Source organism: Actinopolyspora lacussalsi (assembly GCA_030803735.1).
Classification (GTDB): domain Bacteria; phylum Actinomycetota; class Actinomycetes; order Mycobacteriales; family Pseudonocardiaceae; genus Actinopolyspora; species Actinopolyspora lacussalsi.
The window spans coordinates 711,718-737,483 of record JAURUC010000001.1; the positions used below are offsets into that span (position 1 = coordinate 711,718).

Annotated in this window: 21 protein-coding genes and 1 riboswitch; of the genes, 11 read left to right on the forward strand and 10 right to left on the reverse strand. The window is 66.3% G+C overall.

The features are described 5' to 3' along the window. Window positions 1-193: 193 nt before the first annotated feature. Window positions 194-1,129, forward strand: coding sequence for an NAD-dependent epimerase/dehydratase family protein (locus J2S53_RS03125; RefSeq protein WP_456239676.1), 936 nt, complete (start codon window positions 194-196; stop codon window positions 1,127-1,129). Window positions 1,130-1,235: 106 nt separating this feature from the next. Here J2S53_RS03125 and J2S53_RS03130 read toward each other — a convergent pair whose 3' ends face one another. The 6 genes from J2S53_RS03130 to J2S53_RS03155 form a co-directional block, all read right to left on the reverse strand. Beyond that, window positions 1,236-1,418: a hypothetical protein gene (locus tag J2S53_RS03130; protein WP_456239677.1), complete on the reverse strand. Its 183-nt coding sequence runs from the start codon at window positions 1,416-1,418 to the stop codon at window positions 1,236-1,238. Window positions 1,419-1,582: 164 nt separating this feature from the next. Further along, complete coding sequence (locus tag J2S53_RS03135) at window positions 1,583-2,359, reverse strand: enoyl-CoA hydratase-related protein (RefSeq protein ID WP_456239678.1); 777 nt, start codon at window positions 2,357-2,359, stop codon at window positions 1,583-1,585. 142 nt (window positions 2,360-2,501) lie between these two features. Continuing rightward, complete coding sequence (locus J2S53_RS03140; protein WP_130467043.1) at window positions 2,502-2,936, reverse strand: thioesterase family protein; 435 nt, start codon at window positions 2,934-2,936, stop codon at window positions 2,502-2,504. After that, window positions 2,933-3,895 (reverse strand): 3-hydroxyacyl-CoA dehydrogenase NAD-binding domain-containing protein, encoded by a 963-nt coding sequence (locus J2S53_RS03145; RefSeq protein WP_456239679.1) that lies wholly within the window; start codon window positions 3,893-3,895, stop codon window positions 2,933-2,935. Before J2S53_RS03145 ends, J2S53_RS03140 begins: the two co-directional genes overlap by 4 nt. 200 nt (window positions 3,896-4,095) lie before the next feature. Further along, entirely contained in the window at window positions 4,096-4,977 is an 882-nt protein-coding gene (locus tag J2S53_RS03150; RefSeq protein ID WP_130467045.1) for a BKACE family enzyme, read from the reverse strand. Between the two features lie 94 nt (window positions 4,978-5,071). After that, window positions 5,072-5,956 (reverse strand): TetR family transcriptional regulator C-terminal domain-containing protein, encoded by an 885-nt coding sequence (locus J2S53_RS03155; protein ID WP_456239680.1) that lies wholly within the window; start codon window positions 5,954-5,956, stop codon window positions 5,072-5,074. A 400-nt stretch (window positions 5,957-6,356) separates the two neighbouring features. On the opposite strand from J2S53_RS03155, the gene J2S53_RS03160 reads away from it, so the two are divergent. From J2S53_RS03160 to J2S53_RS03170, 3 genes are all read left to right on the forward strand, one after another. After that, entirely contained in the window at window positions 6,357-7,967 is a 1,611-nt protein-coding gene (locus tag J2S53_RS03160) for a BCCT family transporter (protein WP_456239681.1), read from the forward strand. 131 nt (window positions 7,968-8,098) lie between these two features. Continuing rightward, a complete protein-coding gene (locus J2S53_RS03165) occupies window positions 8,099-9,550 on the forward strand; it encodes an MFS transporter (protein WP_456239682.1) in 1,452 nt (483 codons plus the stop codon). A gap of 203 nt (window positions 9,551-9,753) precedes the next feature. After that, a complete protein-coding gene (locus J2S53_RS03170; protein ID WP_456239683.1) occupies window positions 9,754-11,226 on the forward strand; it encodes an acyl-CoA synthetase in 1,473 nt (490 codons plus the stop codon). A 140-nt stretch (window positions 11,227-11,366) separates the two neighbouring features. Here J2S53_RS03170 and J2S53_RS03175 read toward each other — a convergent pair whose 3' ends face one another. Next, window positions 11,367-13,016: a beta-N-acetylhexosaminidase gene (locus J2S53_RS03175; protein WP_456239684.1), complete on the reverse strand. Its 1,650-nt coding sequence runs from the start codon at window positions 13,014-13,016 to the stop codon at window positions 11,367-11,369. Window positions 13,017-13,202: 186 nt separating this feature from the next. Next, window positions 13,203-14,876, reverse strand: coding sequence for a sodium:solute symporter family protein (locus tag J2S53_RS03180; protein ID WP_456242685.1), 1,674 nt, complete (start codon window positions 14,874-14,876; stop codon window positions 13,203-13,205). Window positions 14,877-16,439: 1,563 nt separating this feature from the next. On the opposite strand from J2S53_RS03180, the gene J2S53_RS03185 reads away from it, so the two are divergent. From J2S53_RS03185 to J2S53_RS03210, 6 genes are all read left to right on the forward strand, one after another. Beyond that, window positions 16,440-17,114 carry a CDP-alcohol phosphatidyltransferase family protein gene (locus J2S53_RS03185; protein WP_092928533.1) on the forward strand — a complete coding sequence of 225 codons (675 nt, stop codon included), beginning with the start codon at window positions 16,440-16,442 and terminating at the stop codon, window positions 17,112-17,114. A 221-nt stretch (window positions 17,115-17,335) separates the two neighbouring features. Beyond that, window positions 17,336-17,800 carry a glycogen accumulation regulator GarA gene (garA, locus tag J2S53_RS03190; RefSeq protein ID WP_456239685.1) on the forward strand — a complete coding sequence of 155 codons (465 nt, stop codon included), beginning with the start codon at window positions 17,336-17,338 and terminating at the stop codon, window positions 17,798-17,800. Window positions 17,801-18,147: 347 nt separating this feature from the next. Beyond that, the gene (locus J2S53_RS03195) at window positions 18,148-18,624 is read left to right on the forward strand and encodes a bifunctional nuclease family protein (RefSeq protein WP_026152307.1); all 477 of its coding nucleotides are present in this window, start codon (window positions 18,148-18,150) and stop codon (window positions 18,622-18,624) included. 302 nt (window positions 18,625-18,926) lie between these two features. Continuing rightward, a complete protein-coding gene (locus tag J2S53_RS03200; protein ID WP_092979921.1) occupies window positions 18,927-19,493 on the forward strand; it encodes a MerR family transcriptional regulator in 567 nt (188 codons plus the stop codon). 146 nt (window positions 19,494-19,639) lie between these two features. Continuing rightward, window positions 19,640-19,739, forward strand: a riboswitch (glycine riboswitch). 180 nt (window positions 19,740-19,919) lie between these two features. Then, window positions 19,920-22,814: an aminomethyl-transferring glycine dehydrogenase gene (gcvP, locus tag J2S53_RS03205; RefSeq protein WP_456239686.1), complete on the forward strand. Its 2,895-nt coding sequence runs from the start codon at window positions 19,920-19,922 to the stop codon at window positions 22,812-22,814. 73 nt (window positions 22,815-22,887) lie between these two features. Then, the gene (locus J2S53_RS03210) at window positions 22,888-23,172 is read left to right on the forward strand and encodes a HesB/YadR/YfhF-family protein (protein WP_092979924.1); all 285 of its coding nucleotides are present in this window, start codon (window positions 22,888-22,890) and stop codon (window positions 23,170-23,172) included. 42 nt (window positions 23,173-23,214) lie between these two features. Here the strand turns inward: J2S53_RS03210 and J2S53_RS03215 are convergent, their stop codons facing one another. Together J2S53_RS03215 and J2S53_RS03220 are read right to left on the reverse strand one after the other, a co-directional pair. Then, window positions 23,215-24,027, reverse strand: a complete 813-nt coding sequence (locus J2S53_RS03215) for a 3-methyladenine DNA glycosylase (protein ID WP_456242686.1) — start codon at window positions 24,025-24,027, stop codon at window positions 23,215-23,217. Between the two features lie 560 nt (window positions 24,028-24,587). Continuing rightward, window positions 24,588-24,836: a hypothetical protein gene (locus tag J2S53_RS03220; RefSeq protein ID WP_092928523.1), complete on the reverse strand. Its 249-nt coding sequence runs from the start codon at window positions 24,834-24,836 to the stop codon at window positions 24,588-24,590. Window positions 24,837-24,962: 126 nt separating this feature from the next. On the opposite strand from J2S53_RS03220, the gene J2S53_RS03225 reads away from it, so the two are divergent. Next, a complete protein-coding gene (locus J2S53_RS03225) occupies window positions 24,963-25,670 on the forward strand; it encodes a helix-turn-helix domain-containing protein (protein ID WP_456239687.1) in 708 nt (235 codons plus the stop codon). Window positions 25,671-25,766: the final 96 nt, after the last annotated feature.

Genomic DNA, 25,766 nt, shown 5'->3' on the forward strand with positions numbered 1-25,766 from the left:
GGCGGTCGTTCGAGTGCGCAGCCCGGCAGGCGGATGGTGGGGGCGTGATTAACGCGTCGCCGGGAGAAGCGCGAACCCGCCCCTGTTCCGAAGACTCTCAGTAGCCGAAATAGCCGTTCGAATTCACCCGTGTTGACGATGTTCGAAGCGGTAAGGTGCTGGGTGCTGCTGTCGATCGCGGTGCGAGGTCCCAGTGCCTTTGCGTGTGTTCGTAGCCGGAGCCACCGGTGTGATCGGGCGACATCTGTTGCCGATGTTGGCAGGACGTGGCCACCGAGTGACCGCTCTGGTCGACGAAGTCGAGGAAGCACCCCGTGAGGGGGCCGAGACAGTCGTTCTCGGTGACCTGTTCGACTATCCGGCCCTGTGCCGCGCGTTACGAACCGCTTCGCCCGACGTCGTGCTGCAACTGTCCGGCCTCGACGGAACGGACGGCGACGAGGCGCTGCGGCGTACTGCCAGGTTGCGCGAGCAGGGGACTCGGAATCTGGTGGACGCTTCCATCGATGCGGGGGTGCGTCGTGTCGTGGTGCGCAGTTCCGCCACGGCGTACGCCCCGCAGGGGCACGAAGTCGCGGACGAACAGAGCCCACTGTTCACCACCGCCCCGGACGAATGGGGGGTGGCCTGCCGTGCCATCGAGGAGATGGAACGGATTCTGCTGCGGCAGTCGGCCGTCGAGGGGGTGGCCCTGCGGTTCGGTGCGCTCTACGGGGTCGACACACCGTTCGCGGAAGCCGGGGAGTTTCATCGACGTGTGCTGGGCAGCTCTCTGCCGCTCGTCGAGTCGGGTGAGGGGATCACGTCGTTCACGCATGTGGAGGACGCGGCGGCGGCCGTGTTCGAGGCTTTGGACGATGTCGAACCGGCCGCGTACAACGTGGTGGACAACGAACCGGCCGAAAGCGGGGAATGGTTGCCCGCCTACGCACGTGTGATCGGAGGCCCCGAGCCGGTCTCGCTGACGTTGGAGCAGGCCAGGCAGCAGTTGGACTGGGCGACGGTGCACTTGCTGACCGAACAGCGCGGGGCCAGCAACTTCCGTTTCAGGGAGGTCTCGGGGTGGCGGCCCCGCTGGCCCAGCTGGCGCGAGGGCCTGGCCAGCCTCTTCGGACTCTGGCCCGTCTGATTGAGGTTTCCCGGTCGGGCTGTCGGGTTGTTCGCTCGGCGGGGGCTCTCGCACGGCCGAACCCATTCGACCGTTCTGCGAGAGTTGTTCCGAGATCGAACGTGGTTCAGCCGTGTTCGTACTCCTCGTCCTCGGGCACCACCATGTGCTGTTCGGCGAGATCGGCCGGATCGGCGTCGGACAGTGTCGTCCCGGCGAACGGCTCATCGGGCTCCGTGGGGCCCTCGGTCCCCTCTTCGTACTGTTCCGCCTGTTCGACGGCGTCCCATTCCGGAGTCTCGAAATTCATCAACGTCACTCCTCGTCGATGGTGTGTCGCCTCACCAGTCCCGTCCCGAACGTCCCGACCGTCGCGGCTCGAAACGCTGCCCCGCCGCGAACGGCCACTCCCGACCACGACCGACTGCCGGGGCCGCCCGGGCAGTTCCACGACGCCCGACGTGATCTGTCGGATCAGTCCAGCGGGGGGAAGTGCGGATCACGGTTTTGTCGCCGGTCACGGCCTCGGAACGAGCGGTTGCCGCCACGCAACGCCGTGATCATGCGAGATCCGGCGTCGGAGACGGCCGTTTCCAGCCCCGTGTCCAACCCACTGTAGACCTGCTGCTTGATGGCTGCCATCGATTCCGGTGAGCACTCCCTGGCCAGGGTCGCGGCGTACTCCATCGCCTCCGACAACACCCGGTCACTCGTGACGAGTCGGTCCGCCAGCCCCAGTTGTTGAGCCCGGTTACCGTCGAGTGTCCGTGCGGACAGCAACAGGTCCATGGCTGTACCGAGTCCGACCAGTTTCGGCAGCAACCACGCCAGGCCGTGTTCTGCAACGATCCCGTCCCGGCTGAACGCCGTGGTGAAGCCCGCCTCCGGAACCGTGAACCGGACGTCGGTGAACAGCGCCACGGCGAGTCCGGCCCCCGAGGCCACCCCGTTGATCGCCGAGATCACCGGTTTGCGCAGCCGCATGCTCAGGCTCAACCGCCGATGTGTGTCGGCGGCCCCGATGTGCTCGTCGTTCGACAACGCCGTGATGTCGGAGCCGGCACAGAACCCGCTCCCGGAACCGGTGAGCACCACGACTCGCACCGAGGTGTCATGCTCGGCCCGCTCGAGCAGTTCGCAGTAACGTCGTTGCATCGTCGGTGTCCAGGCATTGAGCTGTTCCGGACGGTTCAACGTCAACAGCAGTACCGCGTCGTGCTGTTCGGCAAGGACCTCGTCGGTGTCTGACATGTGATCACCTCCGCCGGGACTGGCTGGAAGTTACCCAGCTATGCGAAGTATCACAAGTCCGTTACCTCCGGTCGGGTGAGTCGACGCCGTTACCTCTCGGAGAGCGAGACGCTCGCCGTGGGCACCCCGGTTGCTGACCGGATCAGCCGACAGCGCGTCCGGCGTAGTCGGGGAGGGGTTCCAGAAGCTCGTCCGCTTTCGCAGCGATGTGTTCCGGCATCGGAGTCGCGCGCCCCGAGTCGGTGTCCACGTGCAGTGCGAGGATCTCCTCGGTGGCGGCCAACACCCCGTCGACGGTCATCTCGTGGCACAGCCGCAGCTTCTTGCCCCGGGCCGCGACGATTCTGCTGGTGACAGTCAGCTCACTGTCCGGGCCGACCTCGTTCAGGTAACGCACGTGCGCCTCCACGGTGTACAGCGAACACCTCGCGCTTTCGCGGTACTCGGAGTCCGCCCCGATGGTGTTCAGCACCCCGTCGGTGGCGAAACCGAAAACCAGCACGTAGTAGCCCTCACTGAGGTGTCCGTTGTAGTCGATCCATTCCGGCCGGACCCGGTACCGCGAGAGTAGGCTCACGACCGCTCCCCTCGAACTCCCTTGACGGCACGCAGTACCGCGATGATCGCCCGGTCGCGTTCGTCCACCAGATCGGCGATCCCGCGGTCTCCCGCCGACCGCTCACAGCCGTCGACCATCGCGTCGCGCAGTTCCGTGGTGAGTTCCGGGGCCCGCAGCCTGGTCCAGGGTGATTTCAGCGACGGTCCGAAGTGATCCAGCATGTGTGCCATGCCGCCTTCGCCGCCCGCCAGGTGGAACGTCATGCAGGGACCGAACAGCGGCCAGCGCAGTCCGGGGCCTTCGGTGATCGCGGTGTCGATCTGTTCCACCGTGGCTTCCCCGTTGTCGAGCATGTGCAGTGCCTCGCGCCAGATGGCCTCCTGCAGCCGGTTCGCGACGAATCCGGGAACCTCGCGATCCATCGTGATCACCGATTTACCGGTGAGTTCGAAGAACTCCGACGCCCAACGCGTGGCCCACTGCTCGGTGCGTTCGCCGCCGACCACCTCGACCAGCGGGATCAGGTAGGGCGGGTTGAACGGATGCCCCACGACCAGCCGACTCGGATCGGAGCAGTCGCGCTGCATGTCGCTCATCTCGTAGCCCGAAGTGGAGGAGGAGATCACCACTCCTTCGGGGGTGGCGGCATCGATACGCGCCAGCAGGTCCCGCTTGAGATCCAGGTCCTCCGGTGCGCTTTCCTGCACGAACTCGGCTTCGGTCACGGCCTGCTCCAGCGTGGTCGCCACCGTCAGGTTCGCACGGAAGGCTCCGTCGGCCAGCCCGAGCTCGCGCAGGGCGGGCCAGGCCGCGTCCACCAGGCGGCCGAGCCGTTCCTCGGCGTCCTCAGCCGGATCCCAGGCGACAACGCGGTAGCCGCGAGCGAGGAAGTGGGCTACCCAGCCGCCGCCGATCACACCGGCACCGATGCAGGCCACCGTCGTTACTTCGTCGGGCTTCGTGGGCTGTTGGTTCAACTGTTCTCTCCGTCTCACTACTGCTTTCCCGTCGTGTTGTCGAGGGGAGTGGGTCTTTCGGCTCCGAAGCATCGGAAAGCCACGTCACCAAGGCGAGCCGGCGGGAGGTTCCGCCGAGCGAGCAGCCCGACAACCCGACCGGAAAACTTCAATCAGAAAGTGTTTCTCGTCACCGGGTCGGCAGCGGTCGGTCGCCGCGGTTATTTCCGCAGCCCGAGCTTGTGCCTTGCCTGATCAGGGGAGGCCACCTTGCCGCCCATGCCCTCCAGGATCGTCACCGCGCGCTCCACCAGCGCGGCATTGCCGGCCTTGACGCCCTTGCTCAGGTAGAGGTTGTCCTCCAGGCCCACGCGCACGTGCCCGTTGAGCACGGCCGACTGCGCCACCCACGGAAGTTGGTTGCGGCCGATCGCGAAGCTGGCCCAGTTGGAGCCCTCGGGGAGCATGTTGACCATCGTCTGCAGCACGCTCGGCTCCGCCGGCGCCCCGTAGGGGATGCCCATGCAGAACTGGAACAGTGCGGGTTTGTCGATCAGTCCTTCGGAGATGAGGTTGTTCGCCAGCCACAACTGGCCGGTGTCGAAGACCTCGAGTTCCGGTTTGACCCCGAGTTCCTGGATGCGCTTTGCCCCGGCACGCAGCATGTCCGGAGTGCTGATGTAGAGCTGGCTGCCGTCGCCGAAGTTGAGCGAGCCGCAGTCCATCGTGCAGATGTCCGGCAGCAGCTGCTCGACGTGGGGCAGCCTGTCCAGGCCGTTGACCAGATCGGTCCCGTCGACCGGCTTGAGCGGGTCCTCCTGGTCGATGAACAGGTCTCCGCCCATGCCGGCGGTCAGGTTGATCACCACGTCCGTTCCCGTTTCGCGGATGCGCCGGACGACCTCCGCGTAGAGCTTGTTGTCCCGGGACGGTTCGCCGGTTTCCGGATCGCGTACGTGGATGTGGACCACGGCAGCCCCCGCCTCGGCCGCCTCGACGGCGGAACGAGCGATCTGCTCCGGAGTCACCGGAACGTACTCACTCTTGCGGGGGGTGTCACCGGCGCCGGTCAACGCCGCGGTGATGATGATCTCGTCCTGCATCGTCGTTACCTTTCGCGGGGACGGCAGCCTTCACCGGATCGCGTGAGCGCCACGCGATCCGATGAACGACAGCGGTTGTTCAGGGGTGAATCCCTCAGTCGCGGACTATTTCGCGGTCCACGAAATCGCGCAGTACTTCGTGCATTCCCGCCACACTGCGTCCGGGACGGTCGGTGATGACCTGGATGCCGAGTCCGTCGATGAGTGCGGTCAGGGTCATGGTCAGCTCCTCGGGATCGGTGTCGACGAACACACCTTGCTGCTGACCTTCCCGGATCGTGCGTGCGATGGTGTCGTGCCAACGTTCGTAGGAATCGCTGTGCAGTACCCGCAGTTCCGGACGTAGCGCGCTTTCGTTCCAGATCTGCATCCACACCGACCACTCCAGCCTGAGCAGTCCCGGAGTGGGCAGCTGCAGCTCGACCAACCGCAGCAACCGTTGGTAGGCGTCGGTGATCGTGTGCAACTCGGCGACCTGCCGGTCGAAGGCCAGCCGTACCGAGTAGCGCAGCGTTTCCGTCAGCAGGTCGTCCCTGCCCGGAAAGTAGTAGTGGATCGTGGCCGCACTCGTACCGCAGGCGTGTGCGACATCGGAGATCCGTACCGAGTGATAACCGCGCTCCGCGATCAGGTGCCAGGCCGCGTCGAGGATCTGCTGATACCTCCCGGCCTCACCGTGGGAACCGCGTTCGGAGTCCGCACGCGCGCTGTGCCGTGGCACAGCGGCCACCGTCTCCACCTCGTCGCTGCCGTTGATCAACCAGTTCACGGTCACGTTGCCCGTTTCCGCGATGCGGGTCAGCTCGGACGGTGTGAACCGCCTGGTTCCGGACAGCGACTTGGACAGCTTGGTGGCATCCAGCCCGATCCGCTCGGCGAAGGCGCGCTGGCTCAGCGGGTTGTCCCGCAACACCTTGCGGACCCGGTCACGAAGCTCGGCCGTGGATTCCTGCACGACGCCGAAGCGTACCAACAGCATTGCGATTATCGCAATGATGGGGTGGTTGTTGCGATTTCGATCTTGCCTTTCGGTGGCGACGGCGAGTGTTCAGTATCTCTATGAGCAGTAAAAATATAACCCGTCCTTGACTCATCGGGGGAAGTCGGTCCAGGGTTATACCTCGTTGAATGACTGGCACGTCAGTTGAATCGCAACGTTTCGCGCCGGTGATCCCGCCGCTGCCCGGTAAGTGCCGAGGCGGAGCCCGGGAACCGGACGTTGCCGAACCCGGTGGCGAGCGCATCCGAGCACTATTCGTGATGCCCGTCGACAACACCGAGCACGTGCCTACGCAGCGGCTGGCGCGCGTGATCCTCCGCGCCCGTCGCAGGACTTTGGAGGTGCTTTCGTCATCGCTGCCACAACCGGATCGGTTCGGGTGGACAGACGGGTGTTCTGGTGGTCCCTGCTGTTGGTGGGGGTCATCTGCGTACCGGTGATGATCGCGCCGGAACGTGGTCAGCAGGCACTGGACGCGGTGTTGGGCCTGCTGACGGGTCAGTTCGGGTGGCTGTACCTGTGGTTCGCCATCGCGGTGTTCGGCTTCCTGGTGTGGCTGGGCTGCAGCCGGTACGGCAAAGTGAAGTTCGGCACCGAGCAGGACAAGCCGGAGTTCTCCACGCTGAGCTGGCTGGCGATGATCTTCACCGCCTCGATCGGCGGCGGCATCATGTACTGGGGGGTCATCGAATGGGCCTACTACTACAACGATCCGCCCATGCAGATGAACTCCGGCAGTGTCGAGGCGGCGCACTGGGCCGCCACTTACCCCATGTTCCACTGGGGGTTCACGGCCTGGGGGCTGTTCTGCCTGCCCGCCCTGGCGCTGGCCTACGTCTACCACGTGCGCAAGCAGCGCACCCTGCGGCTCAGTGATGCCTGCCGCGGCGTGCTCGGAAGGCACGCCGACGGTTGGATCGGCCGCGTCATCGACGTGCTGTTCATCTTCGGTCTCGTGGGCGCGGCGGGCACCTCGCTGGGGCTCGAGGTGCCGATGGTCTCCGGCGGACTCGCCCAGATCACACCGCTCCGGCCGGGCATGGTGCTCGACGTCGCGGTGATCGTGGTGTGGACCCTGCTGTTCGGCGTCAGCGTGTTCCTCGGTCTGCAGAAGGGGTTGCGCAGGCTCGCCGACATCAACATCTGGCTGGCTTTCGGGCTGGGTGCCTTCATCCTCGTGATGGGACCCACCGTTTTCATGATCGACACGTTCACGAACAGTGTCGGCATTCTGCTCCAGAACTTCGTGGAGATGAGCTTCTACACCGATCCGGTCGGCGGTTCCGGGTTCGAGGAGGACTGGACCGTCTTCTACTGGGGCTGGTGGATCTCCTACGCGCCCTTCGTGGGACTGTTCGTGGCCAGGATCTCCAAGGGCCGCACCATCCGGGGGATGATCGCCGGAATGTGCCTCGCGGGCAGCGCCGGATGCTGGGTCGCTTTCGGCCTGCTGGGCAACACCGCGATGTTCTACCAGATCGCCGACATCGTGCCGGTCGCCGACATCGTGCGCTCACAGGGCAATGTCGCGGGCACCATGGCCGCGCTTTCGCAGCTGCCGCTGGGCACGATCGTGCTCGCGGCGTTCGTGCTGCTGGTGGTGTTGTTCCTGGCCACCACGCTGGATTCCTCGGCCTACACCATGGCCGCCGTGTCCTCCCGGGAACTGCCCCGCGGCGTCGATCCCGCCCGCTGGCACCGGGTCTTCTGGGCGGTGGTGCTGGCCGCTGTCTCGATCGCTCTGATGTACGCGGGCGGTCTCGAGGCCCTGCAAACACTGTCGATCATCACCGCCTTCCCGCTCATTTTCGTGCTGGCGCTGGTCGCGGAGTCGCTGCGGCGGTGGCTCAAGGCCGATCACGGAGGTGGCGGTGCCGCGGGCGTCGCCGTCGCCTCCGACAGCTCTTCCGAAGCCGTCCCGCGCTCCGAATCCCCGGCCACGACCGAGGAGCCGCGCGACGATCGCCCCGTGGCAGCCACCAGCGAGTGAGCCCCCGCTCCGTCCCGGGATCGGTCCGCCACCGGGGCGGAGCGGTTGGTTTTCCCGAACCCGTCGGGCGTGCCTCTCCTGGACGTGATGAGCTGGGACGGTCCGGTCAGCAGGCGATGATGAGGTGGGTAGTGAGTCGAGCCGAGTCCGGGTCGTCCGCTACGACGGAAGAGACCGGGAAGTACCCGCATCGCTGGCGCGTCCTGGCGCTGTGCCTGCTGGCCGGTTTCATGACCCTGCTGGACGTCAGCATCGTCAACGTCGCCCTGCCGTCCATCCAGCAGGGGCTCGACGCGCCATCCGTGGCACTGTCCTGGGTGATCTCCGGTTACGCGCTGGCCTTCGGTCTGGTGCTGGTTCCGCTGGGAAAGCTCGGGGACGCCCACGGGCGCGGCAGGATGTTCTTGATCTCGCTCGCGGCTTTCACGGTTGCCAGCGGACTGGCCGGAATCGCCCAGAACCCCGTTTGGCTGGTCGTGGCCCGACTGTTGCAGGGTGCCGCGGGCGGGATGCTCAATCCGCAGGTGCTCGGGCTCATCCAACAGCAGTTCCACGGGCGTGAACGAGGTACGGCCTTCGGACTGTTCGGGGCGGTCGTGGGAATCTCCACCGCGGTGGGACCGTTGCTGGGTGGTTTGATCATCGAGTTGGCCGGTGCTCAGCACGGCTGGCGCTGGGTGTTCTTCGTCAACCTGCCCATCGGGCTGGCCGCGCTGGTCGTCGCGGCGCGGATCATGCCGCGCGGGGTGGGGGATCGGCGACTCCGCGGCGCCGATGTGCTCGGGGTGTCCCTGCTGGGAGCGGCGCTGGTGTGCCTGCTGCTCCCACTGGTCGACCAGGAGGGGTTCGCGGGACGTCCGAGCTGGTTGCTGTGGGCCGCGGTGCCGGTGCTGCTGTCGCTGTTCGTCACGTGGGAACACCGTTACTCCCGCCGGGGCGGTTCCCCGCTGGTGGATCTGCGACTGTTCCGCATCAGCAGCTATACTTTCGGCTCCACCCTGGGGATGCTGTACTTCGCCGGTTTCACCAGCATCTTCTTCGTGCTGGCCGTCTACTTCCAGCGCGGGCTCGACTACTCCGCCCTGCAGGCCGGGCTGTCACTGACTCCGTTCGCCCTCGGTTCGGCGGTCTCCTCCGCTCTGAGCGGCCGTGCCGTGCATCGACTCGGACGCAAGGTGGTCCTGCTCGGACTGGCCGGAGCCCTGCTCGGGGTGTTGAGCACCGAGATCCTGCTGGCCCGGCATCAGGGCAGCGCCGCCGGGCTGGTCACCGCGCTACCGCTGCTGGTCGGAGGCGTGGGCAGCGGGCTGGTGATCTCACCGAATCAGACCGTCACGCTCAGCGAGATCGATGTCACCAGAGGCGGTACAGCCGCCGGGATCCAGCAAACCGGCCAGCGGATCGGTACCGCCATCGGCACCGCCGCCGCCTCCGGTCTGTTCTTCGCCACGTTGCCCCGCGGCTACGACACCGCCATCTCGCACGGTCTGCTTGTCGCTGTCTCGTTCGTCGCCGCCGCCATGCTGGTCGGTCTGCTCGAACTCGTCGTCACCCGCCGTCGTGGCGGAACATCCGCCGGTTGAAGGTCCCGGAACAGGATCGCCCGCCACGGCGCACGGTAGTGGTGTCCGCGATCGCGCGGAGTTCTCCGGCGCGACGCGTGGCTTGTGCCACTGGAAGAGATCCTGTGGTATTGATCGGTGATCGCCGAACCGGCCACGTTCCCCGGAGGTCGAATCCGGTTGTGTGGCCGGTCGTACCCTAGACGGAGCCTTCGGGGGCGAGTATGTGTGCTGACCGCGCGGCGTTGTTGCCGAAACTGCGCGAACCCGACGAGAGCGAGGCCGTGCGCTTCGGGGCGAGGGCGCTGAGCTATTCGCGCCTCTCCCTGGTCGCGGGCGAGACAGCCGCTCTCGTGGGTAGGGCGAGCCGCGTCGCGGTGTGGGCCGACGCGACTCCCGAGACCTGCGCGGGGCTGCTGGGAGCGTTGTCCGCCGGAGCCGCTGTCGTGCCGCTCAGCCCCAAGCTGGGCCGGCGGGAGCTGGAACACATCCTCGCCGACAGCCAACCGGAGCTGGTACTTGGCGCACCCGGGTTCACACCACCGCCGGCCCTGTCCGGACTGCCCGTGCACGAGGTTTCCCTCGAGGTGGCCGGGTGTGCGCTGCCCGAGGAACCGACCGGGGACTCCGATGCCCTGATCGTCTACACCTCCGGCACCACCGGAATGCCCAAGGGCGTGGTGCTTACCCGGGAGGCGATCCGCAGCAATCTCGACGCGGTGGCGCGGGCCTGGGAATGGACCGACCGTGACGTTCTCGTCCACGCCCTGCCACTGTTCCACGTGCACGGCCTGATCCTCGGGCTGCTCGGACCACTGCGCGTCGGGGGAAGCCTGCGGCACCTGGTTCGCTTCGACACCGCGCGGGTGGCCGAGGAGCTGTCCGGAACGGGCACGATGCTGTTCGGCGTCCCCACGATGTACCGGCGGCTGGCCGACGACGCGGAACGCGACCCCGGCATCGGGCGGGGACTGGCGCGGGCACGGCTGCTGGTGTCCGGTTCGGCCGCGCTGCCCGCCACCGAGCACCAGCGCATCGCGCGGCTGACCGGTCAGCGGGTGGTGGAGCGCTACGGGATGAGCGAGACCATTATGAACTGCGGAGTACGCTCCTCCGGCGACCGCAGGCCCGGCTACGTGGGACTTCCGTTCGACGGGGTCGAGCTGATCCTGGTCGATGACGGGGGAAACCGGATCATCGCCTCCGACGACGAGACCGTGGGCGAGATCCTGGTTCGCGGGCCCAATCTGTTCCGGGAGTATCTCAACCGTCCGGAGGACACGCGGGCCGCTTTCACCGACGGATGGTTCCGAACCGGGGACATGGCCACCCGGTCACCGGACGGCTACGTTCGCATCGTCGGGCGCCGAGCCACCGACATGATCAGTAGCGGTGGCTTCCGGATCGGCGCGGGTGAGATCGAGAACGTGCTGCTGGAGCACGGCGCGGTTTCGGAAGTGGCGGTGACCGGTGAGCAGGACCCCGAGCTGGGCCAGCGCATCGTGGCCTGGGTGGTGCCGGGGGGCGCGGAAATCTCCGAGCGGGAACTCGTCGAGCACGTGGCGGGGCTGCTCAGCTTCCACAAGCGCCCCAGGGAGGTGCGTTTCGTTCGGGAACTGCCGCGCAACGAGCTGGGCAAGATCCAGAAGGGCAAATTGGGGACCGAGTGGGCCTCCCGGCACGTTTTCGCCGGCTGAGTTCCGGTGGCCGTCCGATCGTTGCCGAGGGCGTGCGGTCGGCAGCGGTCGGGGAGCGATCGGACGGCGAAACCGGCACATCCCGGCGCTGCTGCCGGGATGTGCCGGTGCTCAGTTCGCCGTTCGGCGCACGGTGGGGATCACGGCCAGGGAATCTGTTCGGAGCGGTAGAAGTTGATTCCCTGCTCCTCCCAGCGAGGTCCCTGGTCGGCGACCCGCTGCCGGAACGAGGACCAGTCGAGCTTGTCCGACGAGGACCAGCCCAGTTCCGCGATGGCGGGCATCCGCGGGAAGGCCATGAACTCGATCTCGTCGGAGTTCGTCACCGTCTCGCTCCAGAGCGCGGCCTCCACCCCGGCGATCGAGCTCTCGGGCACCGATTCCATGAAGCTGCCCGGGTTCCAGTCGTAGGCCTCCCGGACAGTGGTGGGGCCTGCCCAGTCCAGACCGAGCTCGGTGTCCTCGTTGTACTTCTGATCCACGTAGGACTTGTGGGCGGGCGACAGCAGGATGTCGTTGCCCCGGGCCGCGGCTTCGGCGACCACCTCGTTGGAGTTCGTGGTGCCCCAGTACTGCACCATGGCCGACTCGGAGGGCTCGGTCTTGGCGTACTCGTGCCAACCGAGCGGTGTCTTGCCGTGCTTCTCCACGATCGGCAACACCTTGGACATGAACTTCCGGTAGTCCTCATCGGTGGTCGCGTGAGCTTCGTCGCCACCGATGTGCAGGTACTCGCCCGGGGTCATCGCGGCGACTTCCCGGATGACGTCGTCGACGAACTCGTAGGTGATGTCCTTGTCGATGCACAGCGAGCTGAAGCCGACCTCGATGCCGGTGTAGAGATCGGGTGCCTTGCCGTCGCAGTTGAGCTCGGCGTAGGACGACAGTGCGGCGTTGGTGTGCCCCGGCATGTCGATCTCCGGGACGATGGTGATGTTGCGTGCCGAGGCGTAGCGCACGATCTCGGCGAACTCGCGTTTGGTGTAGTAGCCACCCTCGCCGCCGCCGACCTCGGTGCTGCCCCCGTGCGTGGTCAGTCGGGGCCAGCTGTCGATCTGGATGCGCCAACCCTGGTCATCGCTCAGGTGCATGTGCAGATAGTTGACCTTGTACTGTGCCAGCTGATCGATGTAGGTCTTGACCTGACCGACCTCGAAGAAGTGCCGCGCCACGTCCAGCATCGCCGAACGACGTTCGAACCGGGGTTTGTCCACGATCTCGCCCCCACGGACCTTCCACGGGCCGTGTCGGGGGAAATCGCTCTCGGCCTTGGCCGGCAGCAGCTGGCGCAGGGTCTGCACGCCGTAGAACAGCCCGTCCGGATCGGTCGCGTGGATCGTGAGCCGGTCCCGGTCGATGTCCATCCGGTAACCGGAGTCACCCAGCCTGGCCCGCGAACCGTCCAGCCGTAGCACGATGTCGTTGCGGCCCGGCTGGTCACGGTTGATCAGGAATCCGTAACCGGTGGAGGGGCGCAGCTGTCGTTGCAGGTACCGCGCGACCTCCTCGGCCTCCGGATTGTCCGCGGGAGTGTGGATGCCGGTGTTCCACCTGATGTGGAACTTCGCACCCGATTCCTCGCTTACCCGGGTGGGCGCGGGGATGACGTCGTGCAGCGAAACGGTGTTGCCCGTCGAGGCCCGCTGGTTGTCCGGTGCGGCCCCGTCCTCGTCCTGCTGGGGACCGGCCACTGCCACTGTTCCGCCCGCCAGCATCGCGCTGGTGGCCAGCGCCAGCGCGGCGGGGAGTAGTCCGCGCGAATTTCGGGGTGCTTCCCGAGTTCGTTTCATCCTGGTCTGTACCTCTCGTCGGAGACGGTTGGATAAGGTATAGACCAAAGTTGCGGGGGAGGCATATAGCCCGTTCGGAGTAGACCTACTACTGCCGTCGCCGTGCCGGTGGACACGTCGGCCCCGCCACGGTTCGCCGTGGCGGGGCCGACGTGTCGCGGTGTGGTTGTCACGAGACCGTGACGGTCAGACCTCCGCCTTGGCCGCGTCCTTCGGATCCCGCCCGGACTCCGAGTCCTCGGTGAGATCGTTGCCCCACCGCGCCCGTTCCGGAGTATCGGGCTCCAATGCCGCCATCGGTACCGGCTCGCTCTTGCGTCGGGTGAGCGCGGAGACCACGATGATCGTGAGCAGTGCCGCCACCATCGTCACCGTGCGGAACGGGAACAGCACCGCGCCGTCCTCGTACCAGGGCCAGGGCAGCACCGGGGCGAGGCCGAAGGTGTCCTCGCCCGCGGAGAACCGCAGCAGGACGGCGACGGCGAAACCGGCCGTGGCGCCGATCCGGTTGGCGAACGGTACGAACAGCGCGCACACCAGCAGTGGGAACAACATGACGAAGATCAGGTCACTGGCCAGGTACCACAGGTCGTAGACGCTGCTGGCCTGCAGTGCCATCAGGGTGGCCGCGGCGCCGATGATGACGATCAGCCTGCGGATCACCTTTTGCACCTGCTCCGGACCGGCCTTCGGCCGCACCAGGCGTCGATAGACGTTCCAGCCGGTCAGCGACGAGGCGGAGAGCACCGAGGAGTCGACGCTGGACATCACCGCTGCCGCCAGGACGCCGAGTCCCAGCGCCGCCGCACCGGTGGGAAGCAGGTATCGCAGCACGTACGGCAGCACCATGGAGGGGCTTTCCAGCGGGGGAGCTCCCTCCGCCTGGAAGTTCGCCGCCGTGGCCACCACACCGATCAGCACCGGCGGAATGGCCGCCAGCACGCACATCACGCTGGCACCCACCGAGAGTCGGCGCGCGTTCTTCGGGCTGCTGGAGGACAGTACTCGCTGGAAGTAGACCTGCCAGGGGATGCCACCGAGCACGAGTGCGATTCCGGCGTCCCACCAGTTCCAGTAGGAGTGGCCCCAAGCGGGATCGTCCCAGCCCGTCAACGGCGGGAACAACGATGCGTAGGACTCGAAGTCGAAGTTCGACGGGTAGGCCGCCCACGCGTCGCCCAGGCCGCCGACCGCCGAGGCGGCGAACGGCACCGCCACGATCAGACCGATGAAGATGACCACGACCTGCACCACGTCGGTGATGGCCACCGACCACATACCGCCGACCACGGTGTAGGCCACGGCGATCACCGCAGACAGGATGATGGAGACGGTGAAGTCCAGGCCGATGATCGTTCCGAAGGTGGTCCCCAGCGCGGTCAGGATCGCCCCGGTCCAGAAGATCTCACCGAGGATCGCCGGTATCGCGCCGAGTCCGGCGACCTTCTTGCCGAACCGGATGTCGATCGGGTCGAGCATGGTGGTGAACCGGCCACGACGCATCTTCTTGGCGAAGAACAGTCCGCCGATGAGCAGGCTCACCGCGTACCCCCACGGCGCCTGCGCCCAGGCCAGACCGCTGCTGAAGGTGCTTTCGGCGGTACCGCTGATGTAGCCGCCACCGACCCAGGTCGCCGTCATGGTGAACACGCCGATCCAGAGCGGCATGTTGCGTCCCGCGACCATCGTGTCGCCCAGCCCGCCACCGCGTCGGGCGGCCACGAAAGCACCCAGCCAGTAGAACAGCGCGTAGAAAACCAGCATCGCGATCAGCCCAGGCCACGAAACGTTCGGTTCCGCGAGCGCCACATATGTCAGGGCGAATGCCAGAACGATCACGAAAACGCCGATCTTCACCATCCCTTTTTTGCCCTTGTGGGCGACGGGTGGTCGGGTGCTGTCGTCACCGTTCGTGCGTGTTTCGGCAGGCACGTTCTTCCCTTCCGTGTCGCTGTCAGAACGGTTCGAGACCATAGCCAGAAACAGCGTGGATGTACAGATGTACTAGTTACGTCGAAGTAACGAATCGTCGTCGGGGCGGTTGGCTGTTTTCCGGTGGGTGCTCTTGTTGTCGAGTGGTTATTGGCTCCGAATATGCAGGTCAAAGTGCTGTCTGTTGGTCCCGTGGCTCCGCGGGTGGTGTTGCCTGCGGCTGGAGAAGGTCTCGCTGTGTCGCGTTTTCGAGTGTTGTTCGACTCACGGCGCGATGAGATCCGTGACACAGATCGCCGTTGATCCCGCGCTTCGCTTTCGGTCGGCGTGCTGGGTTTCGTCCGGGCTCGGATTCCTACGTATGGTGTCATTCCGATTACCGAGTGTTTTTTGATTTTTCGTGTCGCGGATGAGCTCGATCGATCCGGCTCGGTCGGGATCGTTCGTCGGGATCCGGCGGGTTCGGTTCGAATTCTTTCCGTGCTATTTCGAGGGCTCGTTTCCCGGATGACCACCGAGTCGCTGAGGTGGTTCCGGCGTGAGGGATCGGCCCGAGGGGCTCTCGGAACCGCTCGCCGTGTCCTCGGCTGCGCCGAGCGGTGGTCCGGAGCGCTCGGCCGGTCCGTGCGACGGATCGTCGTGCGGGGCGGCACGGTCGACTCGGCGCTCCGCGAGGACCGTCCGGCGCAACAATGAGTGTGTGCCGCGACACATTCCCGAGTGGCGCGCACAATCGGACCCGAAACCCCGGAGGCTAACGTTGGAGACGGTCAGGACGACGGTTCTGGCGGAGGTACTACGACAGATGCGCAGCGATACGTCATCGAAATCGGAGTCCGCTCCCGACGACGGGGCGGGATGCGGGGGTGGCGGGCTCCCCACCACCCCCTGCAGCGTGGTTTGGAGCGGTGGTCACCCCTTCGTCCTCGAGGGAAGTGGCGGGAGGTCGCGCTGGGCCGGCGTCGACGACCGGGGGAGACCTCGGTTTCTCAGCGACGCCGAACTCAACCGCAGAGGCTGGTCGCTTCCCGTGCACTGACCAGGCCGTTCATCATCGCGACTGCCGCTGGTCGGGCTGGTGCCGGCCGAGCAGAGGTGTTCGTGGTCGGGCACGCCACGTCGGGCGTCGCCGGTTCGGCACGTGTCGTCGGATGATGTCGCTCGGTGCCCCACCGGAAGTGGCGAAGTGCACCGACGAACGCGGTTGTCCCGCGGAGTGCTCGAACACCGTGCTCCGGCGCGCTGTCCGCGACCGCGACGCCGCTCGGCACGCGGCGCGGGCCGTATCGGAGTCCCCGCGCGAGTCGTATGGAATCTCCACCGCCCACTGGAGCGTGCCGAACTGGTGCCGTCATCGGGTGAGGGGGACATATGGCACCCTGAACCAACAGGCACGATGACACGTCCGGCGTTGCCACGAGTGGATGTGTCACGGATCGCGGGCCGCCTCGTCCTGTCGAGTGGGCCGGCCCGCTCGCAGGGGAGGGTCTCGTGGTGCAAGACGCCGATGGCGCCACTACGGGATCGGCGCGGAACTCCGGCGGTCAGCCTTCGGAGCAGGGCATCGACCGCATCAGAGAAGTCGCCGCCGGCGTCTGGAGTGATCCGTGGTGGACGGTTCCCAACGCGCTGAGCCTGCTGCGGCTCGCCGGGGTTCCGGTGTTCTTGTGGTTGCTTCTCGGGCCGCAGTGGGATCTGTTCGCGTTGTTGGTGCTGGTCTTCAGCGGTGTCACCGATTGGCTGGACGGGAAACTCGCTCGCTGGCTGGATCAGTACAGCCGGGTTGGGCAGTTGTTGGATCCGGCTGCCGATCGGCTCTACATCGTGGCGACCCTGGTCGCCTTCGTGATTCGTGGAGTAGTGCCCTGGTGGGCCGCTTTCGCGCTCATCGCGCGCGACCTGTTGCTGACCCTGTGCCTGCCGGTGTTGCGGTACCACGGTTTTGAACCGCCGGACGTGCATTATCTGGGCAAGGCGGCAACGTTCTGCCTGATGTACGCGTTTCCGCTGTTGCTGCTTGTGCAGGGGGACTTCGCGTTCGACTGGATCGCGCGTCCGTTCGCCTACGCCTTCACCGGATGGGGAGCGGCGCTTTACCTGTGGGCGGGCCTGCTCTATCTCGGTCAGGTGTTCGGAGCTGTCCGCCTCGCCCGTGCGCGTGGTTGAACGGTATCGTTCCGATGCGTCGGTGCCGTTCGGCCCGGTGCCGCGTTCGGCACGGGCGATCAACCGTTGAACGAATGTGATCTTCGCTGCGATGATCCGGGGAACGCCCGGTTGGCGACCTGCCGAATCGGTTCGAATATCGGGACTCGCCGTCCGACGCCGTGTACGGCGCGGTACGTTGGGTGGTACTGGCACGATCCATCCGCAGGAGGAGAGCTCAGGTGAGCACCAACGACGGGCCCGGCGACGTATCGCCGGAGCAGTCATCGGAGACCACCTCGGTCTTCAAGCCCTTCCTCTCCGAGCAGGAGAACGCAGAGAGTGCGCCTGCAGAGTCCACCGCGTCCGGTGTGGACGCGCTGCCCGCCGGATCCGCTCTCCTGGTGGTCAAGCGCGGCCCCAACGCGGGCTCGCGATTCCTGCTCGACCGGGAGACGACCAGCTCCGGTCGGCACCCCGACAGCGACATTTTCCTGGACGACGTGACCGTCTCACGCAGGCATGCCGAGTTTCGTCGGGAAGGCGCGGAGTACGTCGTCGTCGACGTGGGAAGCCTCAACGGAACCTATGTCAATCGTGAACCCGTGGACACCTCGGTGTTGGCCAACGGTGACGAGGTCCAGATCGGCAAGTTCCGTCTGGTGTTCCTGACCGGTCCGGCGGAAGGGGCGCAGGGCAGCCGGTGACGAGCGGGCGGTGCCGTGTTCGGTGGCATCCGGGGTGCCGTCGTTCGGCGAGAACAGGGTACTCCGATACGGCCGCCGAATCCGCGAGCCACGCTCGCTCATGGACCTTTGGGAGCAGTCGAACCGGTTCCCCTCCGGTGAGATCGCGCCGCTGTGGGACATGCCCGATCACCCCGGTGGGCGGGGTACGGTGTGTACGTCCCATCGGGTGATCCACGGGACGAGGGAAGCGGTCGGCGCCTGTGTGGGCGGCGTCTTCGCCGTATCGCGGGTAGCGTCGAAGGCGTCGGTGCGCGATCCTCGAAGGAGATGTCACGCTTCGGCGCGCTGGAGGAGGCGATTTGACGATGAGCAGCGAGATGCGCGTCGTCGGCGTGCGAGTGGAACTGCCGGCCAACCAGCCGATCCTGCTGTTGCGCGAGACCGACGGCGAGCGGTATCTGCCGATCTGGATAGGTTCGGTCGAGGCTACCGCGATCGCCCTGGAGCAACAGGGAGTGCGGCCGGCGCGGCCGCTCACCCACGATCTGCTCAAGGACGTGGTCGGTGCGCTCGGGCGAGAGTTGGAACAAGTACGGGTGACCGACCTCCAGGAAGGGACCTTCTACGCGGAGCTCGTCTTCGACGGCGATGTGCGGGTCTCGGCAAGGCCGAGTGATTCGGTGGCGCTGGCACTGCGCACCGGTGTTCCGATCCACGCCGAGCAGTCCGTGCTCGACGAGGCGGGGCTGCTGATTCCCGACGAGCAGGAGGACGAGGTCGAGAAGTTCAAGGAATTCCTGGACTCGGTTTCGCCGGAGGATTTCCGCGGTGCCGACACCTGAGGCGCTCCATCCGCGGTTGTGCTGTTCGCGCGACGGGTCGCGGGGAACGTCTCGAACGTGTGGGGGTCGAGGCGTCTCCCCGCGGGTGCGGAGCACCACGTGGTGCGAGGTGCGGTACTTCCGGTACGGCGCTCCGCGAGTCGTGTTGACCGCCGTTTTCGGCGGGCATACTGTTGAATGACACGGTGGGCGTGCGCGCGGTGATCGAGCGAATGGGGGCGTGACGAGATCGGATTCGGACATGTCGACGACTGCGGTTCCGGATCCGATGGCCGCCGTGGGTCGGCCGAGGGGAGGCGTGCGTGGTCGAAAACGCATCACGGCTGGATACGGACGTAGAACAAGCCGAGTTGTTCCCGGACGCGGCGCTTCCGGACGAGCTGGTCGGTTATCGGGGACGTGCGGCCTGCCAGATTGCCGGTATCACCTACCGACAGCTGGACTACTGGGCCCGTACCGAGCTGGTCGAGCCCTCGATCAGACTCGCGGAGGGGTCGGGTTCGCAGCGACTCTACTCGTTCAAGGACATGTTGGTTCTCAAGGTGGTGAAACGTCTGCTGGACGCGGGCGTATCACTGCACAACATCCGCATCGCCGTGGACCACCTGCGTGGTCGCGGTGTGCGTGATCTCGCCGGCGTCACTCTGTTCAGTGATGGGACAACCGTCTACGAATGCACTTCGGCGGAAGACGTGGTGGATCTGTTACGCGGTGGCCAGGGAGTTTTCGGGATCGCCGTCAGCGGAGCGATGCGCGAGATAACCGGCACGATTCACGATTTCCCGGCCGAACGCGCCGACGGGAGCGGTGTCCGGACACCGGACGAGGACGAGCTCTCCCGCAAGCGTCGTGACCGCCAGACCGGGTGACCGGCAGGGTTTCACCGACCGGATCCCCTCGAGCGGCCTCCGTGGCGAGTGGCGTGGTGCCGAGCTTCGGTGACTCACTCGGTGAGTGTGCGCCTTTCCACACACTCCCTGGACGGTGCGATATGAGGTACGCTCACACCTGTCGCCGACCCCGTACGGGAGAGACCGTGCCGAGTACTCGGTACGGCGCCGAAGGAGCAACCCCTCCCCGACAACCTCTCAGGCTATTGGGACCGTACGGGCGAGATACCTCTGGAAAGAGGGATTCGCCACAGCGTCGTGGTGACCCCGCCGACGGTGCAAGCCCGCCATACCGGGCGAAGCTCTCAGGCGCCCGCGTCGCGGGCATTGACAGAGGGGGAGGTCAGCAACTCAGCCGAGTGCTGTCTGCCCTGTCCGAGATGCCCGACGATTGAGGTTTTGGCGATGACCGACGAGCGTATACCGTTGGCCGCTCTCGAACACGGAACACCGTTCGCCGACCGCCACGTTGGCCCCATGCCGGCTGAGCTGGCTCGGATGCTCGATGTGGTCGGTGTCGGTTCCCTCGAAGAGCTCGGCGAACAAGCCGTCCCTGCGGGAATCCGGGAACGCGACATGCGGATGGCGTTGCCGGAACCGGCGACCGAGGCCGAGTCCCTGGACGAGCTGCGCGAGCTCGCGGACCGCAACAACCCCCACGTGGAGATGATCGGCCTCGGCTATCACCCCACCATCACTCCGCCGGTGATCCGGCGCAATGTGCTGGAGAACCCGGCCTGGTACACCGCCTACACGCCGTACCAGCCCGAGATATCCCAGGGCCGACTGGAAGCCCTGCTGAACTTCCAGACGATGGTCGCCGACCTTACCGGCGTACCGGTGTCCAACGCCTCGATGCTGGACGAATCCACGGCAGCCGCCGAGGGCATGACCTTGGTGCGTCGCGCGGGGCGTTCGAAGTCCCCGCGGTTCGTCGTCGACACCGATGCGTTGCCCCAGACCATCTCGGTCGTCGAGACCCGCGCGGAACCGCTCGGCATCGAGATCGTCCGTGCCGACCTCTCGCGAGGTGCGGCCGGGCTGCCCGAAGGGGAGTTCTTCGGCGCGCTGCTGGCGTACCCGGGGGCCTCCGGCGCCGTCCGCGATCACGAGGAAGTCATTTCCGAGGTGCACCGCCGCGGTGGGATGGCCGTGGTCTCGGCCGACCTGCTTGCGTTGACCATGCTGCGCGCCCCCGGTGAGATCGGTGCCGACGTCGTGGTCGGAACCAGCCAGCGCTTCGGCGTTCCGATGGGCTTCGGCGGCCCCCACGCGGGCTACATGGCCGTGCGCAAGGGCGTGGAGCGCCAGCTTCCCGGCCGACTGGTCGGAGTCAGCGTGGATGCCGACGGCAACCAGGCCTACCGGCTCGCGCTGCAGACCAGGGAACAGCACATCCGCCGTGAAAAGGCCACCAGCAACATCTGCACCGCGCAGGTGCTGCTGGCCGTGGTCGCCTCGATGTACGCCGTCTACCACGGCCCCGAAGGACTGCGCGCCATCGCCACCCGCACGCACCGCATGGCCACCGTGCTGGCCGAGCAGCTGCGTCGCGGCGGGGTGGAGGTCTGCCACGACGACTTCTTCGACACCGTGCTCACCCGTGTTCCCGGCCGCGCCGACGAGATCGTCGCCGCGGCACGACGCAACGGTGTCAACCTGCGCAGGGTCGATGCCGACCACGTCGGTATCAGCTGCGACGAGACCACCACCAGGCAGCGGTTGACCTCGGTCTGGGAGGCTTTCGGGCTGACCGGTGACGACCTCACCCAGGTGGACGAGCTCGACGCCCTCGTGTCGGACGCGCTGCCCGCCGCGCTGCGTCGGACCACCGAGTACATGACCCACCCGGTCTTCCACCGGCACCGCTCGGAGACGGCGCTGCTGCGTTACCTGCGCGGGCTCTCCGACTCCGATGTCGCACTGGACCGGAGCATGATTCCGCTCGGTTCCTGCACCATGAAGCTCAACGCGACGGCCGAGATGGAACCGATCACCTGGCCCGCGTTCGCCGAGCTGCACCCGTTCGCTCCGGCCGAGGACGCGGCGGGGATGCTGCGCGTCGTCGAGGACCTGCAGAACTGGCTGGCCGAGATCACCGGTTACGACTCGGTGAGCCTGCAGCCCAACGCCGGCAGCCAGGGCGAGTTCGCCGGGCTGCTGGCCATTCGCGCCTATCACCGCCAACGTGGCCAGCAGCAGCGCGAAGTGTGTCTGATCCCGGCCAGCGCCCACGGCACCAACGCTGCCAGCGCCGTCATGGCCGGACTGCGCGTCGTCGTCGTGCGTTGCGACGATGCCGGCAACATCGAGATGGATCATCTGCGCGAGCTGGTGGACAAGCACCAGGACGAGCTCGCCGCCATCATGATCACCTACCCCTCGACGCACGGGGTCTACGAGAACACGGTCCAGGACGTCTGCGGTCTGGTGCACGACGCGGGCGGTCAGGTCTACGTCGACGGCGCCAACCTCAACGCGCTGATCGGGTTGGCCCGGATGGGCAAGTTCGGTGCCGACGTCTCCCACCTGAACCTGCACAAGACCTTCTGCATCCCGCACGGGGGTGGTGGTCCCGGTGTCGGCCCCATCGGGGTACGCGAACACCTTTCGCCGTTCCTGCCGAACCACCCGTTGCAGCCGCAGGCGGGGCCCGAGACCGGTGTCGGCCCCATCAGCTCCGCTCCGTGGGGCAGCGCCTCGATCCTGCCCATCTCCTGGGCATACGTGCGCATGATGGGTTCCGACGGGTTGCGCCGCGCCACCCTGACGGCGGTCGCCTCGGCCAACTACGTGGCCAAGCGGCTCCACGACCACTTCCCGGTCCTCTACACCGGAGGCGGCGGGCTGGTCGCGCACGAGTGCATCCTCGACCTGCGTGACGTCACGGGACGGGCCGGAGTCTCCGTCGACGACGTGGCCAAGCGGCTCGCCGACTACGGGCTGCACGCGCCGACGATGTCGTTCCCCGTCGCCGGCACGCTCATGGTGGAGCCCACCGAGAGCGAGAACCTGGCCGAACTGGATCGCTTCTGCGACGCGATGATCGCGATCCGCGCCGAGATCGACAAGGTCGCGGCGGGGACTTGGTCCGCCGAGGACAACCCGCTGGTCAACGCTCCGCACACCGCCGCTTCGCTGGCGGGGGAGTGGGAGCATTCCTACAGCCGGTGGGATGCCGTGTACCCGACGGGTGCTCCGGAGAACAAGATCTGGCCCCCGGTGCGGCGGATCGACCAGGCGCGCGGGGACCGCAACCTGGTGTGCTCCTGCCCGCCCCTGTCGGCTTACGAGGGGTAATCGAGCGTTCCACGACCTCGTCTAATACCGTGGGCTCTTTACGTGACCGACTCCGAGAGGGGTATAGGAGCAGATGCTCACCATCAGCGAGAACGCGGCCGAGGTCATCAAGCTGATCTTGGTCGGTGGCGAGTCCCCGGAAGGGGCCGGTCTGCGTATCAGCTCGTCCGAGGGAGAGGCCTCGCCGGAGAGCCTGGAAGCGGCCGTCGCCAACGCCCCGGAGGACAGTGACCAGATTGTCGAGCAGTCCGGTGTGCGGGTCTTCCTGGACGAACAGGCCGCCACTGTGCTCGGCGACAAGACACTGGACGCCGAGCGGGACGACAACGGGGAACTCGGTCTGACGGTCAGCGAGTGATCCGAGCGCAGTCGTGCTGACGTGGGGTGGCCGCCGTCGCGGTCACCCCACGTGCTTTTCCGACAGCTGCCGACACGTTTCGATCAGCCGCTGCCGCAGCACGCCCGCTCGTTCGGCGAACGCCCGCTGGTAGCGGACGTACTCCGCACGACCCGCGGTGGTTTCGATCTCGACGGGGGAGTAGCCCAGCTCGCCGAGATCGTAGGGACTGGCGCGCATGTCCAGCTCGCGGATCTCGGCGGCGAGCTCGAAGGCGTCGGCCGTCAGCTCGGCGGGCACGAACGGGTCGAGCTTGTAGCACCACTTGAAGATGTCCATGTTGTTGTGCAGACAGCCCGGCTGTTCGAGGTTCACCCGGTCCTGCTGGGTGGGCTGCAACGTGTTGCGCGGTCGGGCGGCCGTGCTGAAGAACCGGAACGCGTCGTAGTGGCTGCACTGGATGCGCATCGATTCCACGACTTCGTTCGTGCCATGGACGCCCAGGCGCAGCGGCCATTCCGAGTGCCGCAGCTCGTCCTGGGTGAGCCGGTAGACCATGGCCCACTCGTGCAGCCCGAAGCATCCCAGCTGTGCCGGTCGTGATTCCGTGGCACTCAGCAGGCGGTGCACGAAATCGGCGGTGTCGAGCAGCCGCGGGGTCAGCGCTTCGGGGGACACCATCACGCCGTCCGGCGTCTCGGTGTAGCCGCTTCGGTCGAGGAACTTCTCGCCGCCCTCCAGCACCACGCCGAAACCCGGCTGCCAGCGCTCCAGCCTCGACGGGCGCTGGGTGTAATACGTGAAGAGGAAGTCCATCACCGGGTGCTTCTCGCCGCGCCGCTGCCGTTCGCGGTGCGGCAGCGTCCAGTGCCGCATCCGTTCCAGGTGAGCCTGTTCCCTGGCACGCCACGTTCGTTCGGACAGTACTTCGGGTGGCACGTGGGAAGGATAGGCCACGTGCGCGGCATCGTCCCGGGGCGGGGACACGGAAGTGAAGCCGTTCAGGAACGTTCGGCCGGTGAAACCGGGCCGCGCTCGTCGCCCTGTGCGGCGTTCGTGCCCGGCCTGTTCGCGGCGCGTGCGGGGTGCCCTCGAACCTGTCGTCGGCCATCGTTCCGACCACCAGTACGAGAAATCCCAGGAGCTGGAACCGAGTGTCTCAGTCCAACTCCCGCTGAGAGCCGCAGCAGGCAGGGGATTTCCGTAAGTTCGTTGTTGAGGACAACGGCGATTGACGTTTGGTTCCGTCTCCCGATTTTATCTCGAATCGCTAGAGGTTACGCCCTCGCGTACCGATTCGTGCGAAAACGATCGCAATTGCGATGGGATGCCGGATCTGTCCAAGTGCTGTTGTGAACCCTTCTGGATTCGTTCAAGTCGCCGGAGAAGGCCGGAACGTACCCGCGTGGTCTATACGGAATCGCGGTTCCGTCCGGTCATTCTTCCTCCGCGGTGCTCCCGGTGCCCGACTGCTCGGCGATCAGGAGTTCCGTGCAGTCCGAGCAGGTGGGGGCCTGAAACCAGTCCAACTCGCTCGGTTTCGCCATCGGGTACTGAAACCCGCACACCGACGTATCGGCCGGTCGGCCGTCCCAGTGTTTGCCCCGGAAGGCGTGCCGGTGCCATTTGAACCCGGTTCGATCCGGTACGGGCAACCAGTAGTGCTGTCGCTCGGTGGTTTCCATCGTTACGCCTCCCTAGTTGCCTCGGACAGATGGGCACACAATGGATCTGAGTTGTTACCCATCGAAGTGCTCTGCCGGTATCGTCGGAGGCGCCGATCACCGAGTGAAGGTCAGAGAGGTCTTCCAGTGTCTACAGCGGAGGATGTGGGGTCGCTGCTGCGGGCTGCTCGCGAGGATGCTGGGCTGAGCCTCACCAGAATGGCTCAGTTGACGCACTACTCGAAGCCGTACCTCGGACTCGTCGAGAGGGGAAGACGACCGGCCACGGTGGATATCGTTGTCGCGTACGAGCGAGAGCTGGGGCCGATTGGAGACGACATGCTGAAGCGACGGGACATCACCCATCCCCGCGTGATGAAACTTGACCGGCCGACCCTGACCGAACTCGCCCGATCTATCGACAGTGGCGATCCGGGTTCCCTGGCCAACACCCCTTCGAGTCGAAACGTTGACTTCTTCCTGGCCGCGAAGCTCAATCAGAGCGGTGCGGACCACCTGCGCGAGTGGTCACGAACCGGAAGCACCGTCACGCTACGGACGAACGCGATCGCCGTGCTGTCGAAGATGGCGCACCCGGAAGACACGGGTCTCATTATCGACGTGTTGGAGGGAGACGAAAAGGTTCGACACCTGAGCCTTGCCTCCGAGGTCTCCAAGCTCGTGCAGCACGAATGGGAGGTGTGCCTGACAGTGGCGAAGGACCCCACGAAAGCCCCCGAGCCCAGAAAGCTCGCGAAAGCACTCGGAAAGGAGGTCGTGCTGGAGAAGGACGCCGAGTCCCGCTGGTGCGGCGCTCATCTGCTCACCGGGCTCGTCCCCGTGCTGGGGCGCTGACGAACGTTCAACGCACAGCCGTTCTCGTGATCTGAGGGCGTTCCGGCTCGGCGTGCAATTTTTCTGAAAGACTTTCTCTTTCAGGGTTGAGAGCGA

What these genes read in the sequence shown, in the direction of transcription:
- J2S53_RS03130 (WP_456239677.1), bottom strand. Translation starts at nt 1,418, where the DNA reads ATGAATTTCGAGACTCCGGAATGGGACGCCGTCGAACAGGCGGAACAG.
- J2S53_RS03135 (WP_456239678.1), bottom strand. Translation starts at nt 2,359, where the DNA reads ATGTCAGACACCGACGAGGTCCTTGCCGAACAGCACGACGCGGTACTG.
- J2S53_RS03150 (WP_130467045.1), bottom strand. Translation starts at nt 4,977, where the DNA reads ATGCAGGACGAGATCATCATCACCGCGGCGTTGACCGGCGCCGGTGAC.
- J2S53_RS03155 (WP_456239680.1), bottom strand. Translation starts at nt 5,956, where the DNA reads ATGCTGTTGGTACGCTTCGGCGTCGTGCAGGAATCCACGGCCGAGCTT.
- J2S53_RS03170 (WP_456239683.1), top strand. Translation starts at nt 9,754, where the DNA reads ATGTGTGCTGACCGCGCGGCGTTGTTGCCGAAACTGCGCGAACCCGAC.
- J2S53_RS03175 (WP_456239684.1), bottom strand. Translation starts at nt 13,016, where the DNA reads ATGAAACGAACTCGGGAAGCACCCCGAAATTCGCGCGGACTACTCCCC.
- J2S53_RS03180 (WP_456242685.1), bottom strand. Translation starts at nt 14,876, where the DNA reads ATGGTGAAGATCGGCGTTTTCGTGATCGTTCTGGCATTCGCCCTGACA.
- J2S53_RS03195 (WP_026152307.1), top strand. Translation starts at nt 18,148, where the DNA reads ATGAGCAGCGAGATGCGCGTCGTCGGCGTGCGAGTGGAACTGCCGGCC.
- gcvP (WP_456239686.1), top strand. Translation starts at nt 19,920, where the DNA reads ATGACCGACGAGCGTATACCGTTGGCCGCTCTCGAACACGGAACACCG.
- J2S53_RS03210 (WP_092979924.1), top strand. Translation starts at nt 22,888, where the DNA reads ATGCTCACCATCAGCGAGAACGCGGCCGAGGTCATCAAGCTGATCTTG.
- J2S53_RS03215 (WP_456242686.1), bottom strand. Translation starts at nt 24,027, where the DNA reads ATGCGGCACTGGACGCTGCCGCACCGCGAACGGCAGCGGCGCGGCGAG.
- J2S53_RS03220 (WP_092928523.1), bottom strand. Translation starts at nt 24,836, where the DNA reads ATGGAAACCACCGAGCGACAGCACTACTGGTTGCCCGTACCGGATCGA.